This window comes from Alkalihalobacillus alcalophilus ATCC 27647 = CGMCC 1.3604 (assembly GCF_000292245.2).
GTDB classification, from domain to species: Bacteria; Bacillota; Bacilli; order Bacillales; family Bacillaceae_D; genus Alkalihalobacillus; species Alkalihalobacillus alcalophilus.
Genome location: NZ_ALPT02000052.1, coordinates 15,644 through 29,992 on the forward strand (window position 1 = coordinate 15,644; position 14,349 = coordinate 29,992).

16 protein-coding genes are annotated in these 14,349 nt (G+C 36.7%); 4 read left to right on the plus strand and 12 right to left on the minus strand.

The window, feature by feature from the left end; translation table 11 throughout:
* Entirely contained in the window at nucleotides 1-522 is a 522-nt protein-coding gene (locus BALCAV_RS14010; protein ID WP_003320768.1) for a hypothetical protein, read from the plus strand.
* 243 nt (nucleotides 523-765) lie between these two features.
* Here BALCAV_RS14010 and BALCAV_RS14015 read toward each other — a convergent pair whose 3' ends face one another.
* From BALCAV_RS14015 to BALCAV_RS21705, 6 genes are all read right to left on the minus strand, one after another.
* Entirely contained in the window at nucleotides 766-1,089 is a 324-nt protein-coding gene (locus BALCAV_RS14015; RefSeq protein ID WP_003320769.1) for a hypothetical protein, read from the minus strand.
* Nucleotides 1,090-1,190: 101 nt separating this feature from the next.
* A complete protein-coding gene (locus BALCAV_RS14020) occupies nucleotides 1,191-1,715 on the minus strand; it encodes a hypothetical protein (RefSeq protein WP_003320770.1) in 525 nt (174 codons plus the stop codon).
* Between the two features lie 95 nt (nucleotides 1,716-1,810).
* Complete coding sequence (locus tag BALCAV_RS14025; RefSeq protein WP_003320771.1) at nucleotides 1,811-2,929, minus strand: ABC transporter permease; 1,119 nt, start codon at nucleotides 2,927-2,929, stop codon at nucleotides 1,811-1,813.
* Entirely contained in the window at nucleotides 2,926-3,813 is an 888-nt protein-coding gene (locus BALCAV_RS14030; protein WP_003320773.1) for an ABC transporter ATP-binding protein, read from the minus strand. Before BALCAV_RS14030 ends, BALCAV_RS14025 begins: the two co-directional genes overlap by 4 nt.
* 45 nt (nucleotides 3,814-3,858) lie before the next feature.
* Nucleotides 3,859-5,115 (minus strand): ABC transporter permease subunit, encoded by a 1,257-nt coding sequence (locus BALCAV_RS14035; protein WP_003320774.1) that lies wholly within the window; start codon nucleotides 5,113-5,115, stop codon nucleotides 3,859-3,861.
* A gap of 296 nt (nucleotides 5,116-5,411) precedes the next feature.
* Nucleotides 5,412-5,648 (minus strand): AbrB/MazE/SpoVT family DNA-binding domain-containing protein, encoded by a 237-nt coding sequence (locus tag BALCAV_RS21705; RefSeq protein WP_081939293.1) that lies wholly within the window; start codon nucleotides 5,646-5,648, stop codon nucleotides 5,412-5,414.
* An 83-nt stretch (nucleotides 5,649-5,731) separates the two neighbouring features.
* Here BALCAV_RS21705 and BALCAV_RS14040 point away from each other — a divergent pair, with 83 nt between their 5' ends.
* Entirely contained in the window at nucleotides 5,732-6,145 is a 414-nt protein-coding gene (locus BALCAV_RS14040; protein WP_003320776.1) for an ATP-binding protein, read from the plus strand.
* Nucleotides 6,146-6,349 (plus strand): hypothetical protein, encoded by a 204-nt coding sequence (locus BALCAV_RS14045; RefSeq protein ID WP_003320777.1) that lies wholly within the window; start codon nucleotides 6,146-6,148, stop codon nucleotides 6,347-6,349.
* Between the two features lie 457 nt (nucleotides 6,350-6,806).
* Here the strand turns inward: BALCAV_RS14045 and BALCAV_RS14050 are convergent, their stop codons facing one another.
* The 3 genes from BALCAV_RS14050 to BALCAV_RS14060 all read right to left on the minus strand — a co-directional run bounded on the left by BALCAV_RS14050 (nucleotide 6,807) and on the right by BALCAV_RS14060 (nucleotide 10,261).
* The gene (locus BALCAV_RS14050; RefSeq protein WP_003320778.1) at nucleotides 6,807-7,217 is read right to left on the minus strand and encodes a YugN-like family protein; all 411 of its coding nucleotides are present in this window, start codon (nucleotides 7,215-7,217) and stop codon (nucleotides 6,807-6,809) included.
* A gap of 428 nt (nucleotides 7,218-7,645) precedes the next feature.
* Complete coding sequence (locus BALCAV_RS14055) at nucleotides 7,646-8,995, minus strand: glucose-6-phosphate isomerase (RefSeq protein ID WP_003320779.1); 1,350 nt, start codon at nucleotides 8,993-8,995, stop codon at nucleotides 7,646-7,648.
* Nucleotides 8,996-9,097: 102 nt separating this feature from the next.
* Nucleotides 9,098-10,261: an iron-containing alcohol dehydrogenase gene (locus BALCAV_RS14060; protein WP_003320780.1), complete on the minus strand. Its 1,164-nt coding sequence runs from the start codon at nucleotides 10,259-10,261 to the stop codon at nucleotides 9,098-9,100.
* A gap of 253 nt (nucleotides 10,262-10,514) precedes the next feature.
* On the opposite strand from BALCAV_RS14060, the gene BALCAV_RS14065 reads away from it, so the two are divergent.
* Nucleotides 10,515-10,739 carry a DUF378 domain-containing protein gene (locus BALCAV_RS14065; RefSeq protein ID WP_003320781.1) on the plus strand — a complete coding sequence of 75 codons (225 nt, stop codon included), beginning with the start codon at nucleotides 10,515-10,517 and terminating at the stop codon, nucleotides 10,737-10,739.
* Nucleotides 10,740-10,834: 95 nt separating this feature from the next.
* Here BALCAV_RS14065 and yugI read toward each other — a convergent pair whose 3' ends face one another.
* From yugI to thiM, 3 genes are all read right to left on the minus strand, one after another.
* A complete protein-coding gene (gene yugI, locus BALCAV_RS14070; RefSeq protein WP_003320782.1) occupies nucleotides 10,835-11,260 on the minus strand; it encodes a S1 domain-containing post-transcriptional regulator GSP13 in 426 nt (141 codons plus the stop codon).
* A gap of 353 nt (nucleotides 11,261-11,613) precedes the next feature.
* Nucleotides 11,614-12,753, minus strand: a complete 1,140-nt coding sequence (locus BALCAV_RS14075) for a DEAD/DEAH box helicase (RefSeq protein ID WP_003320783.1) — start codon at nucleotides 12,751-12,753, stop codon at nucleotides 11,614-11,616.
* Between the two features lie 25 nt (nucleotides 12,754-12,778).
* Nucleotides 12,779-13,552, minus strand: coding sequence for a hydroxyethylthiazole kinase (thiM, locus tag BALCAV_RS14080; protein ID WP_003320784.1), 774 nt, complete (start codon nucleotides 13,550-13,552; stop codon nucleotides 12,779-12,781).
* Nucleotides 13,553-14,349 lie beyond the last annotated feature (797 nt).

The following is a 14,349-nucleotide window of genomic DNA, read 5'->3' on the forward strand; positions in this document are numbered from 1 at the left end:
ATGCTAAAGATTGAAACTTTGATCAAGGATACAAATATCAACATAGGTAACAAAGTTACTTTTCTACCAATTAGTCATCGATTATCTGCTAATTTGGCGAATCAAACCTTAGATGAAAATGATCAGGATTATCTAGAAGGGGCAATCAGACTAGAATGTAATTCTGAGGTAATCTTAACTGAAAACATGGAAACAACAGATTTGTTATTTACATGGCAAACATTAGCTGAACCTATATTAACACCAGGAAATAAAGAATATGAAGTATCAATTTTAGATTCTTTATTTGAAGTTAAGATAGTAACAAATAATTCAGGATTTACATTTAGTATTCATAATACATTAAGTGAAGACAATCAAATTTCAAATACAATTCCTAAAGATGAGTATTTCAAAGCAATAATAGAGGGATTCTTATCATTTGGAGATTTTATCATCAATAACCAATTTTCTTTTTCGGAGGAAAGTTCCTATTCATCTTTCGTTCAAGATTATCAAGCTTTAAAACAAATTAAAGTATGAATACTTCTCTATATTTCGACGCAAATAATAAAATCATGAAGAACAGAAGAGATAAGTCTTTTCTGTTTTTTTTAGGCTCTACAATAAAAGTTGGGGTTATGCCATAATGAGGCTGAAAATGCAGGTAAACTCAATTATCCACGAATTGTCGAGATATAAAGAAATGTTAGAAGCTGTGTCTGATGAATTCCTCTTTTCGTTCTAGTGTGTAACGTATTCAATTCATATCGATCGACCTCAGTGTCACATACTTAATCTTATCACGTTAGCCTCGTACGACACCAATCCTAACAAAAAGGTATATGTAGCGAGTATATAATCACCAGTAGATTGCTGACCAATTAAACTTAAAGTTCCAGACCATCCTCTCCCATCATTATAAGGAATGGTTTGGGGTACAGTGGCATTGAGACTAAAGCTACGATTTACAGTAACCGTTCTAGATTGTGAAGAGATTGTCGTTCCTTCACTTTTGGCAGCAGATACATTTGTCGTTTGTAAAGGAAAGCCAACAAAAAGCATACTCATTAATACGACTACGGTAAGAAATCCAATTTTTTTGTTCATAATTTTCCCTCCTCTCTATTAATACTTAAATTCTATATTAATTTGTGATGACCTCTATTTTTTTTGTAAAAATGTTTATTTTTTCTAATTTATTAGAATATTCACCTTACATTTACCTTGAAGGCATAATAGGCTTCTCCTTGAATCTCCTCGTCCCATACAACATGAACGAGATAATAATACCGTCCCTTCTTTTCAGGGGCTTCTACAAATAATAATTGCTCGTTTTTAGTCAAACCAACACTTTCACCCTCGTGATCGTTTCCATCTTGTAAAAATACTTCCATTTGATTAGGATTAGGAACTTCACTTGAAGGCTCCATAAGAATCTGAAATTCTAAATTTTCTCCTAGACCGACCGCATAAGAAGCTATTTCCATCGTTGCTTCTACAGGATCTGAAGGGTTCGCCGTGCAAGGCTCTTCACCTTTCGTCGTCCAACAGTACCCAATGTTATTGCTCATAGAGTTCTGTGTCGCTGTTTTAATCATTAATGACATTTGTGGTGGTCTGCCCATCGATGTTTGCGTTTTCTCTTCATTCTCGACCTCTTTAGGATGAGAGGAATCAGCTGCACATCCCGTTAACAGAAAAACACTTAAAATAATCCCTAATAATACCTTCATTTCATGTCCCCTCTATCCTTTAAATTATATAAATTTTAAACTTGAGTGATTTGATTTTGATACTATCATTGGCGTGTAACTCATATTGACCACTTTTAATTCGCCATACTTGTCTTTATTTTTTGAGTCGTCACGATAAGAATCACAAAGGCTAAAAGAAGCGTGACAGGAATTCCTTGATACCACCAGGCTTGATTTTGATAGAGGATCGCTTCTTTTGGCAAAATATATTGAAACGGATTGAGCCAAGCAAAAAAACTTCCCTTTATCAAATTCGTTAAGGCATATCCCAAGATAAGGGTTCCTAATAAAGCAAATAAGGACGGAAGAATGCTTTTGAAAAGCAAACTATAAAGCAGAAATAACACCATCACAAGCAAAATCATAACCGTAAACAATAAAAGTCCGGTTGATAAATATTCCGATATCGAAATCGAAAGGAGCCCCCCTTCTCGTTGAATGACAACGGGATAATCAAAGGTCCCTTCTGAACCCAAAAGCTGACTAATGAGAAAAGAGGTACCGAACACTATTACGGATACAGCAAAATAGATTAAAAGACTACTTGCATATTTTGCTATGATAAGTCCAGAGCGATTTAATGGCAAGGTAAATAGAAGATTAATAGAACGTTGTTCAAACTCCCTTGATAAAATTTCTCCAACCAATAAAAGGACGACGATATACCCTCCATAATTTATGAATAAATCGACGACTTGTTTGAGATAGTTTGGTGGGGCCACACTAAAATGCTCAAATTCAGGTGGAATCTCTTTCGCTAATAAAATCTGATTTTGAAATAGACGATAAGAAATATCTTGATCGGAAATCGGATAATCCTCGCCCTCCATTTTGTACGTTCGAACATGCATAAGAAATTCATTTTCTAATCGAAGGGAAGTTTGCCAATCAGAAGTAGAAAGGGAACGTTGCCATTCACGTGCCACGTCCAACAGATCCGAATTTACTTCTAATAAATACTCTATTTTTTCACCCTCTCCTACCTGCTCCAATGCTCGCTTATGCATCCGCTCTTTGAATTCCGTCGTTTCAATATAAAAGGTCACCTCTGTCATTAGCTGATCATGGGCATAATCTTGAAAGAATAAATTTCGGAAAAAGAGGCCAACAATAGCCGCAATAAGGAGTAAAAAAATCACGAGACATTTTTGGTTCCAAGCCACTTTTTTAAGTTCAAAAAGAAAAATCCTCATATTGAGCGAACTCCTTCAAAGAGTTCACGATATCTTTTCTCGGCACCTACTCGAGTATTTTCAATATCTTCAATCAAGATGTCATGTTGATTAAGTTGACTAATGACCTCTTGAATCGAGATATGGGAATCCTCAAAAACGAGTTGTTTTTCCAAATTGATTGTTAACGGAAAAGACAGGTTCTTTAAAATGATTTCGGCCCTTTGCGGGTCATTAACGGTTAAATAGTATTTCTTTGTTGCATAGCTTTCTAAATTCTCCTCCAATATTTGTCCATCTTTCATAAAATAAATCTTATTCGTTAACCGATCTACTTCATCTAAATTGTGAGAAGAAATGATAATAGTGGTGCCTTCTTTGTGAAGCTCTAATAAAATGTTCCTCATGTTAATGGCACTCGTCGGATCTAGACCATTCAATGGTTCATCCATTAATAGTAATTTCGGATCGTTTAAAATCGCCATCGCTAAGAGAAGATGTTGCTTCATCCCAAGAGAAAAGCTTTGAACGCTCCTTCCTTTTACATAACTCTCCATCCCCACTCGTTCAACTACTTCTTGGATCTTGCTGGCCGGGATTTTCTGAACACGACAAATAAATTTTAAATGATCATAAGCCGTCAAGTTGCCATATAAAATTCGGTTATCTTGAAGATACGATACATCATAAAACACCTTTGGATCTTTGTGATGTTTCTCCACTAATGTAATGGAACCTTCATCATAAGCGAGCAAATTGGTCATACAGTTTAAAAGAGTCGTTTTCCCTGAACCATTTGGACCGACTAAGGCGACAATTTCCGGATCATGTAGTTCAAAGCTCACTCCCTTTAACACCCATTCTTTTTTGTACTTTTTCTTTAAGTCTTTCACTTGTACAATCACTTTGGACCTCCTTTTTCCTCTAAAACAACTCGGAGCTTATATCAATTATTTTGTTTTGAAGCGGAATAGAAAATAAGTAATGGCTAATAAAAACAAAGTGGACACGGTTAAACTAGCCACACCATTCCATAACGAAATATTAAAGTTGCCCACTGTTAGAGCTAATTCCATCGTTAGCACATCTCGAATATGGAAATAAGTAAAGGGATTATAGCTAGCAAAAGAGGCTTCCAATACAGCTCCCGTTCTACTAAAATAAACACCTAAAAGAATCATGACAACCGTTAAAACAAGGCCTGGCAAAGTTTTTTTCAACCACACAGAAAAGAGAAATAAAAGAGCAAAACTAAACCATAGAACCATCAGAAACAACAGAGTTGATAAGACATTAAATTTCCCCATATTCATCAAATGAAATTGAAATTCTGGCTCATAAATGAGCACCGGATAATTCCATGCCCCAACACGTTCAAATCCAAGACCAAGTAAATAGGAAAGAAAAATGACTCCTCCGAGGATCATCAACGAAAGAAATAAAACCGTTAAATACTTCCCCATTAACACTTTCCAGGACGTCAATGTCTGGGTATAAAGAAACTGAATCGGTCCATTTCTTCCCAATCCTTCTTTAGTAAGAATATCCCCGAATAAAAACAAGAAATAACAAACACCTGCGACTCCAAATCCTAATCCAAATAGTAAATAAAGAAAGTAAATAGTGGATGATGAGTATTTATTAAAAAAAGAATGTGCGGCTTCTTCAATAATCGGATCATCAAAAACGCGATCATAGTATGTAATTTCAGACATGTAGTGAATCGGAAAAACAGGCGCAATTTCCTTTTCTTTCAACCACTGATTTCGTTCATGAATAAATTCATGAGTAAAGTGAGTGGGCCAAGTATGTATATCTTCATGTGCTTGAGATGGAAAGGTTTGTAGGTAATTTTCAGTATAAATTAACTCTTCTTCTAATATAAAATCCCAATTACCTTGTTTTACCGCTTCTATTTGTTCATTTAATCTATCTAGTGGTTCCTGATAATTTTGTAGCTCCCTTTTTACAAAATCATCTTCTGGGTCTATCTCTGCCGCATCCATTTCTGATTGAAGTTCATCTAAACCAACCTGATATGAGAATTTTTGTTCTTCTAATCTTAAAATCACATCTTCAACTCGTTCAGTCTGAATATAACTGTAAATAAAATAAGTACTTATAAAAAAAAATAACAACCCTAGCATGACTATAAAATAAGTAGATTTCCAAACCTTCCTCATTTCAAACAATACGAGCTTAAACATCCACATCCCCCTGAATATTTATTTCCTTACAAACTTCTATGTATTTTTATGAATAATGATTTTTTTCATATACCCATTTTATATTTCGACATTCAAACAAAAAAACCTGCCATATTTTGGTTATAAATCTATAATTTAATAATAAATTCTAAGAAACAATTATTTCTCTCAGTAATCTTTCTCTATTTCAATATTAAAAATAACGTATTAATCCTAACTATTTTTTATATTTTATAAAAAAAAGACCACCTAAAGGCAGTATTAGCTCTTAACATAATTTCCTCGAAATCGTTACATTAACATCTCTTCCCTTTAGGGCTTAATATTAAATTTCCATCCCAGAAAATCTCATTAGCTTCTGAAATCTCCCCCGTTATGTTACATGCCATATTGACTATATACTTTTTCAGAATGATTTTATCTCTCTCTACATAAATTTCTAAAGGGTTTTTTTCATTAATATTTAATGTTCTTCTTAGTTCTCTCGGAATGACAATTCGGCCAAGCTCGTCTACTTTCCTTAGAACAAGAATTAAAGCGCCAAACAGATGGTAGCCAGAACAGTTTTGGATTTACAAGAGGAGCACGATACTACGGAGGAATGGATAAATGATAAATGATGAATGACCAAACGTTAACAAAACTATATGAAATGAAGTTAGCAGGAATGGCTGAGGCTTACAAAGAACAAGCATATAACAAAGCATATCAGCAGATGAGTTTCGAGGAACAGTTCTCTTTACTTGTGGATTTAGAATACTCACGTCGTAAGAGTAATACCCTTCAGAGGCTTATAAAATCCGCCAATTTCTTAGACTCTACTGCTTGTATTGAAGAGGTTGAGTATTTCGAAGACCGCAAATTAGAGAAAGCTTTTATTTTAAAGTTAGCTAGTGGTTGGCATACTAAATTGGGTAATGAAACGATAGCGGAAGCTATTTTAGATAGAATTATTCATGATACATATCAAATTCTTATAGACGGTGACGTTTCAATGAGAGAACGACATGGCTTAAAGAGTGAGAGCTGAATGGTTTATATAACTAAGAAGGACCTGAAAGAAATGGAGGAGTACTATTATTGGTGTGGTTATAAGGAGTGGCCCCCCTTTCCTAAGGAACTAAAACAGCAATTATTAGAAGCATATGGTCAAGAGCCACTTCCACATACATGGACACATCAAGATATATATGAAGGGTCACGTAAAATAATTTTAAAGTATTTTCAAAAATAAATAATGATAAAAGATAAAGTCTACAGCTTACAAATCAACTGATCTGTAGGCTTTATTTATATAATGGTAAACTAGTTGTCACTAAGTGGTACATTTTTTGGCGTTAAGTGGTAAATAAGATGGCAAGGGTGGTACATTCTTGTGGCGGTACTCACTAAACGTACCTTTGACCTACATATAAATACTTCATATATGATATAGACTGAAAATTGGATATATTTTAATACGAGCGATCGCTTATGTTATGTCATAACACAGTATTCAAATTAAAGACTAATTCTATGAAATTTTTTACCATTTTTAACGTATTTCATTTATTTAGTTTCACAGGCAGCGTATAGAGCATTGCTTCGTACGAGCTATGCTCCATTGTTTAAAAATGCTTATAAATTCAAATGTGGACCTAAAATGAAATAAACAAAAAAGAACAGGGCATATTTTCCTGTTCTTTTTTTGCTCATCTTAATAACGTAAGTTCTAATTCTGATATTAAATTTTGAGCAACGGTCATATATTTTGATGGTATTTCAGCGTCTTTGTTTGTCGGCGAGGAAAATTGGTTGATTGAGCTCACTAAAACGCCACTACCTGGTGTATCTTCATTATCAATGCCTCGCTGATATTCATGGGCGAGCAAAAATGGCTGCCCTAACTCAACACTAACTCCGCGCTGTTCAAGCTCTCCATCAATTGCTTTAAAAGGCAAACGCAGAAAGATATATTGCTTCTGCTGATCAATTTTGTAATCAAAAAAACCATGATCATAATCCCAATTCCCACCAATGCTATACCCTAAAGGCTTAAGCTCATCTTCTAAATGTTTTAATTTAAATTGTTTTCCTTCAATTGCAGACGGTAATGCAAGCATAATGGCTCATCCTTTCCTTCCATTTCAATACAATTAGCTTGCCACCAATTAGAATGATTATGTATTTGAACTCATGAAAATAGACACGCACAGACGATACAACTTCTCTAATGAATATAATTTTATTTGTTCTTTTTCCTAAGTGAGTTTTCTGTTCTATAGTCTGAACCTAGCTGGCCTTTTGTTCTCTTTGCTTATGACTTTCTAGCCTAAAGTCTGAACCTACTTGACCTCTACTCTCTCTAGCTTATGACTTACTGGTCTAAAGTCTGAACCTACATGTCCTCTACTCTCTCCAGCTTATGACTTTAACGCCTAAAGTCTGAACCTGAACCTACATGTCCTCTACTCTCGTCCGCTTCTGACTTTCCACCACCACATCAAAAAAAGAAGCCCCATTCACATAGGACTTCTCTTCTTCCATCATCTTATTTTAATCGCTTTTCTAATTCGGCTTTTTCGGCTTCAAAACCTGGTTTTCCAAGTAAAGCAAACATGTTCTTTTTGTACGCTTCTACTCCTGGTTGGTCAAATGGATTAACTCCTAATAAGTAGCCACTAATTCCAACCGCTTTTTCAAAGAAATAAACTAAATAGCCAAAGTGATACTCATTTAATTCTGGAATGTTGACAATTAAGTTTGGTACTTCGCCATCTGTATGGGCAAGCATTGTGCCTTGGAATGCTTTTTTATTGACAAAATCCATCGTTTCACCAGCTAAATAGTTTAAACCATCTAAATCATTATCAGCTTCCTCAATCGTCACATGTTCACGAACGTTCTCGACATTTAAAACTGTTTCAAATAAGTGACGACGTCCATCTTGAATGTATTGTCCCATAGAATGGAGATCCGTTGAAAAATCAACAGAGGCTGGGAAGAGACCTTTTTGATCCTTTCCTTCACTTTCCCCATAAAGCTGTTTCCACCATTCAGAAACAAAGTGTAAAGACGGCTCATAGTTCACCATTAACTCAATTGATTTCCCACGAGAATAAAGGAGATTACGAACGGCTGCATATTGATAAGATTCGTTTTCTGCTAAGTTTGGATTGTTAAAGTCAACACTTGCATCCGCCGCACCTTTCATCATCGCTTCAATATCAAGTCCTGCCACAGCAATTGGTAATAAACCGACCGCAGTTAAAACAGAAAAACGCCCCCCTACATCATCTGGAATAACAAATGATTCATAACCTTCTTCATCGGCTACTGTTTTTAAGGCTCCTTTTTCACGGTCTGTTGTCGCGTAAATACGTTGACGAGCTTCTTCTTTGCCATATTTCTTTTCTAAATAATCACGGAAAACACGGAACGCAATCGCCGGTTCTGTTGTTGTTCCTGACTTCGAAATGACATTAACGGAAACATCTTTTCCTTCGATCGCCGCTAATAAATCTTTCACATAAGTGGAGCTAATATTGTTCCCTACAAAGAAAACTTGTGGTGTTTTACGAGCCCCTTTATCTAAAACATTATAAAAAGAGTGTGTTAGTGCTTCAATAGCCGCTCTTGCTCCTAAATAAGAGCCACCTATCCCAATCACAATTAACACATCAGAATCGCTTTTAATTTTGCCTGCTGCTTTTTGAATACGAGCAAATTCTTCTCGGTCATAGTTTGTTGGTAGATCGATCCAACCAACATAATCATTACCTGCTCCTGTCCCATTATGTAAGGCATCATGTGCCGCTGTTACAGCATTTTGTAAATAATCAATTTCGTGCTGACTAAAAAAAGATAAAGCTTTTGAGTAATCAAAGTGAATTTTCTCCATTAAAAGGCCTCCTCATATACCATACATATTTATAGAAAACCCGTCGTTTGCCGTGCCTTATTAAAGGCGACGACTGAGACGGAGTGGTCCTTACTCTAAACATTAAAGTGCTGCATTAAGTAGCTTTTCTACATCTTTTGTTTCTAATGACTTAAAATTACCGAAGGCTCCTCTTTCTCCTGCAATAGCTGCCATTTTTTTTATATTTGACGAATCTATGTCATAATCCGCTAATCGATTAGGCGCACCTAAGCTTGTCCAAAAAGCCGATAACTTTTCAATTCCTTCTAATGCAATTTCTTTATCTGTTTTGCCCTCAGGATTGACTCCAAATACACGAGTAGCTAACTGAACATGACGTTCCAATCTTTCATCTATGCTTATTTTTAACCAATGAGGGAAGATAATCGCTAAACCACCTGCATGTGGGATGTCATAAACTGCCGAAATCGCATGTTCAATGTTATGAGAACCCCAATCTCCACGTAGTCCCATTTGAGTTATTCCATTTAACGCCATCGTCCCACAATATAAAATCGTTTCACGAAGGTCTAAATCCTCTAGATTCTGAAGAAGTTTTGGTGCAGCTTCTACCACTGTTAGAAGAATGGATTCACAAATACGATCTTGCAAGGGTGTATTTCGTGTATGATGGAAATAAGCTTCTAACACATGGCTCATCATATCGACTATTCCATATATCGTTTGATCTTCTGGAACAGAGACCGTATTAACTGGGTCTAAGATCGAAAATGTCGGAAAAACAAATGGACTTCCCCAGCCAACTTTTTGCTGTGTTTCCCAGTTAGTGATGACCGAACCTGAATTCATTTCAGAACCTGTTGCTGCTAAAGTTAAAATCGTTCCAAAAGGTAGGGCGTCTTTCGCTTCATTTTCTTTAATTATGATATCCCAAATATCGCCATCGTATTTTGCACCTGCTGAAATGGCCTTAGTCGCGTCAATGACACTGCCTCCACCTACTGCTAAAATAAAATCAATTTCTTCCTTTTTACAAATCTCGATTCCCTTTTGAACAGTCGTTAACCTTGGATTAGGCTCAACTCCAGCTAGTTCAAAAACTTGCTTATTTGCTTCCTGTAATTGTGTAATTACTCGGTCGTATAAACCATTTCGTTTAATACTCCCACCACCGTAAATGAGTAAAACTTTAGCTCCATGAACCTTCATTTCATTGGCGAGTTCGTTTGTTTGTCCTTGACCAAAAATAAGTTTGGTTGGATTACGAAATACAAATGGCTCCATCGAACATCACTCCTTCTGTTCCTTACTTTATCCATTATCAATTAAATATATAGAAGCGTAAAGCTTTTTCTTACATATTTAACGTAATATCTACAACCTCATTTTACATGAACGTAATAAAAAAGCCCAAAAGAAATGCTTTAAAGATAATAGGGGATATGTTCCTGTATATTATGACGGCACCATCCTCATTCTAATGATGAAGCATAATCTCATTAGCTATGCTGAACCCATTTGAATGGAGGTGAATTAAATGAGTGGATTTCAACGAACTGCGTTAACTTTAGCAATTATTGGTGCTATAAACTGGGGATTAATCGGGTTTTTCCGATTTGATCTCGTTGCAGCTCTTTTCGGCGGACAAGCGGCTATGTTTTCACGAATCATTTACGCTATAGTCGGTTTAGCCGGATTATATTGTATTTCCCTTCTTTTCAAACCATCCGAAGAGCTTGAGCGTGCTCCAAGAACCGAATAACATGGCAACAAAGGGCGTTTTATTAACGCCCTTTACTAAGAAATGAAAAACACCTAAATGAGCGTCTCATTTAGGTGTTCTTCATTAACGAACAATTATTTTTTTGCACGTTTATTTAAATCAGCTTGAATTTCATTTGATTGTTTTAACCACTCTTTTAATTTATCTTCAAGAGTGTTGAAACCTTGTTGCGTTTTTTGCTGTTGAGCTTGAGGTTTACGAGCTCCTCCCCCACCAGCATTGTTGTTTGGACGAGGCTTACGAGCAGGACGCTCAGGTGCTTCTTGAGTGGCACGAATTGAAAGAGAAACCTTTCCAGTCCCTTCATCAATTGACATGATTTTTACTTTAACTTCATCTCCTACTGTTAAGACATCGTTAATATCTTTAACAAAACCATGTGCTACTTCAGAAATGTGCACTAAACCTTGTTTTTGTTCATCAATAGCAACGAAAGCACCAAATGGTTTAATTCCCGTTACTTTCCCCTCGATGATACTACCTACTTCATAATTTGACATCTACATACAACTCCTAAATAATTTTTAACCTTTTAATATTAACATAGGATTGCCTTTTAAGCAAAATAAAGCTGATTGATCGAAAAAAGCTTTCAAACATGCGATAGAGCTTGTTTTTTGCAGGTTTTTCTTTAAAAAAGAAGTTATTACCAATAAAAGTTAGGTGAAATTTAGGCATTAGTTTTAACGTAACTAGTTTCTAAAAAATAGGCTTCCTCAGCTATTTATCCACAGTTAGCCTAAAACCTCCCCCAGGCAAAGTTGCCCACTCCTAAAGTTTAGCTCTCCCGCACAAAAACCGCTTCTAGTGGAATGTTCGTTCTTCCTCAAGAAACGGCTCTATTATTCATCTGCTATTCGCCGATCTCCAATTTCCCTTTTACTAATTTTACTTCTGTTATGTCTATCCCCAATTCACGCGTGTATTTAGCGATTTTATATTCGTCTTTATGGCTCATTAACGTGAGTACTTTTCCTTCTTTACCCATTCTCCCTGTTCTCCCAGCACGGTGTAAATAACTATCTGGATCAGCAGCTGGGTCTAATTGAATAATATGAGTAACCTCCTCTACGTCTAACCCTCTAGAAGCAACATCCGTCGCCACGAGAATGTGAATTTCCCCCTCTTTAAATTGCTTTAACGCACGCTCTCTTTCATGTTTCGATTGTTCAGAAGATAAAGCCGCAACCTTAATACCTCGATAGTCAAGCTTTTCTGTTGTTTCATTCAGTCGTTCAAGCTGATTGACAAAAACGATTCCTTTTTCAATTTTCTCAGCATGAATGAGTTTACGCGTCGTATCAACTCGATCTCTTTCATCGATTTTGACAACATAATGGTGAATTCCTTCAACTAAAAGGGCACCGTCTGCTTCCAATTGCACAATAAATGGAGCAAAGTCGGAAACCATACCACTAAACTGCTCAGGTATTGTAGCAGATACAAAAAGATATTGGCTGTCACGCCCGACTCTTTGAGCAATTTTTGTGAAATCCTCCCAAGCGGATTGTTCCGCAATCATTCGATCGGCTTCATCAATCGCCACGACTTCAACTTCATGTACTTTCAATTTTTTTCTTTCAATTAACTCAAGAAGTCTACCTGGTGTTCCAATTGCAATTTGCGGTTTCTCTTTTTTTAGTTTATCGAGCTGACGATTAATATTCGCTCCTCCAATAAACGCCCCAACCTTCAGGCCTGTCCCAGGAGTCAAAACTCTAGTGACTTCAACAATTTGCATCGCCAATTCCTGAGTTGGTGCCACAATCAATGCCTGCAGTCCTTTTTTATCTTTGGCGATCTTAGCAAGCAAAGGTAAAAGGAATGCTAGCGTCTTCCCTGTTCCAGTTTGAGAACGGGCCACAATATCTTGTCCTGATAACGCCTCTGGAATCATTTTTTCTTGAATATCTGTTGGCTCATTGACTCCTAATTTAGCCAATGCCTCAATCACACTTTCTGGTAATGATACTTCATTAAATAACTGTTTCATTTTTATTCATTCCCTCTATAATCATTCACTTTTTTAATTGATCAACATCTTGATCGGTTAAACTTTGGAGCTGATTCAAAAATTCTATTTGAAAAGAAGCAATCCCCTGTTCTTTCGTCCGCTCAAATGCTTTTTCTGCAGCAATTCCATAATAGGCTAACCCTGCTTGCAAAGCATTGACTTCTTCCCCTTTTGCCACTGCTAAAAAGGAAGCTAAAATCCCACCTAATAGGCAACCTGTCCCAACGACTTTCGTTAACCAAGGATGACCATTGGCAACCGCATAATTTTCATGTCCATCACTGACAATGTCTACTTCACCCGTCACAACCGTTAAGCACTTAAATAAACGAGCCGCTTCACTAGCTATTTCCGTATACTCCCCTTCTACCGCACCATCGACCCCTTTAACTTGAACTTCAATACCGACTAACGAAGAAATCTCACCAGCATTTCCGCGTAGGACAGTGACGTTCACTTCTTCTAATATTCGTTTAGCTGACTCTGTTCTTAAAGCCGTTGCTCCTGCTCCAACCGGGTCTAATACAACTGGGACTCCCACTTCATTAGCTGATTTACCAGCAATAATCATCGCCTCGACTTGTTCATGTGATAATGTCCCGATATTTAAAAGTAGGGCTCCGGCCACCTTCGCCATATCGGCGACCTCTTCTTTGGCATATGCCATCACAGGTGAGGCACCGAGTGCGAGCAACCCATTCGCTGTAAAATTAGTAACCACAACATTTGTCATGCTGTGAATGAGTGGATTTTCCTGACGAATTTTTTCTAAATACATAAGGTCACATCCTTTTACTCTCGTTAGTATATATCTACCCCAAAGCTTACCTTTTTTCCATGACGAAAACAAATATAACTTTTTTTCATTTGTCCTGATTAATTTTCTGAAAAATGTCTATACTTAATATTAAGAAACGTATTCCCCCTATTTTTAAGAAGCTTTCCAGTTATTTTTGGAAGCTTCTTTTTTTGCGGATTACGAATGGTAGCCGGTTATTCGTACTGTAATTTTGCCTGAGTGGCTTTTTCATTACTTATCCTCACTTTTTCGCACCGTAATTTTGCCTGAGTGGCTTTTTCATTACTTATCCTCACTTTTTCGCACCGTAATTTTGCCTGAGTGGCTTTTTCATTACTTATCCTCACTTTTTCGCACCGTAATTTTGCCTGCTCGGCTTTTTCATTACCTATCCTCACTTTTTCGCACCGTAATTTTGCCCGCTCGGCTTTTTCATTACCTATCCTCACTTTTTCGCACTATAATTTTGCCTGCTCGGATTTTTCATTACCTATCCTCACTTTTTCGCACCGTAATTTTGCCCGCTCGGCTTTTTCATTACCTATCCTCACTTTTTCGCACTATAATTTTGTCTGCTCGGCTTTTTCATTACCAATTCACCTTTTTTCGCACCCTCCTCCCCTTTTCTTGCCTCCATCCCCTTTTGGTCACCTCTTTCCTCCACGCTCCTTCCCTTTTCTTGTCTCCATCTTTGTTTGGTTACCTATTTCCTTACCGCTCCTTCCCTTTTCTTGTCTCCATCCTTGTTTGGTTACCTCTTTCCTCCACGCTCCTCT

What these genes read in the sequence shown, in the direction of transcription:
- BALCAV_RS14010 (WP_003320768.1), top strand. Translation starts at nt 1, where the DNA reads ATGCTAAAGATTGAAACTTTGATCAAGGATACAAATATCAACATAGGT.
- BALCAV_RS14015 (WP_003320769.1), bottom strand. Translation starts at nt 1,089, where the DNA reads ATGAACAAAAAAATTGGATTTCTTACCGTAGTCGTATTAATGAGTATG.
- BALCAV_RS14020 (WP_003320770.1), bottom strand. Translation starts at nt 1,715, where the DNA reads ATGAAGGTATTATTAGGGATTATTTTAAGTGTTTTTCTGTTAACGGGA.
- BALCAV_RS14025 (WP_003320771.1), bottom strand. Translation starts at nt 2,929, where the DNA reads ATGAGGATTTTTCTTTTTGAACTTAAAAAAGTGGCTTGGAACCAAAAA.
- BALCAV_RS14035 (WP_003320774.1), bottom strand. Translation starts at nt 5,115, where the DNA reads ATGTTTAAGCTCGTATTGTTTGAAATGAGGAAGGTTTGGAAATCTACT.
- BALCAV_RS14040 (WP_003320776.1), top strand. Translation starts at nt 5,732, where the DNA reads ATGATGAATGACCAAACGTTAACAAAACTATATGAAATGAAGTTAGCA.
- BALCAV_RS14045 (WP_003320777.1), top strand. Translation starts at nt 6,146, where the DNA reads ATGGTTTATATAACTAAGAAGGACCTGAAAGAAATGGAGGAGTACTAT.
- BALCAV_RS14050 (WP_003320778.1), bottom strand. Translation starts at nt 7,217, where the DNA reads ATGCTTGCATTACCGTCTGCAATTGAAGGAAAACAATTTAAATTAAAA.
- BALCAV_RS14055 (WP_003320779.1), bottom strand. Translation starts at nt 8,995, where the DNA reads ATGGAGAAAATTCACTTTGATTACTCAAAAGCTTTATCTTTTTTTAGT.
- BALCAV_RS14060 (WP_003320780.1), bottom strand. Translation starts at nt 10,261, where the DNA reads ATGGAGCCATTTGTATTTCGTAATCCAACCAAACTTATTTTTGGTCAA.
- BALCAV_RS14065 (WP_003320781.1), top strand. Translation starts at nt 10,515, where the DNA reads ATGAGTGGATTTCAACGAACTGCGTTAACTTTAGCAATTATTGGTGCT.
- yugI (WP_003320782.1), bottom strand. Translation starts at nt 11,260, where the DNA reads ATGTCAAATTATGAAGTAGGTAGTATCATCGAGGGGAAAGTAACGGGA.
- BALCAV_RS14075 (WP_003320783.1), bottom strand. Translation starts at nt 12,753, where the DNA reads ATGAAACAGTTATTTAATGAAGTATCATTACCAGAAAGTGTGATTGAG.
- thiM (WP_003320784.1), bottom strand. Translation starts at nt 13,552, where the DNA reads ATGTATTTAGAAAAAATTCGTCAGGAAAATCCACTCATTCACAGCATG.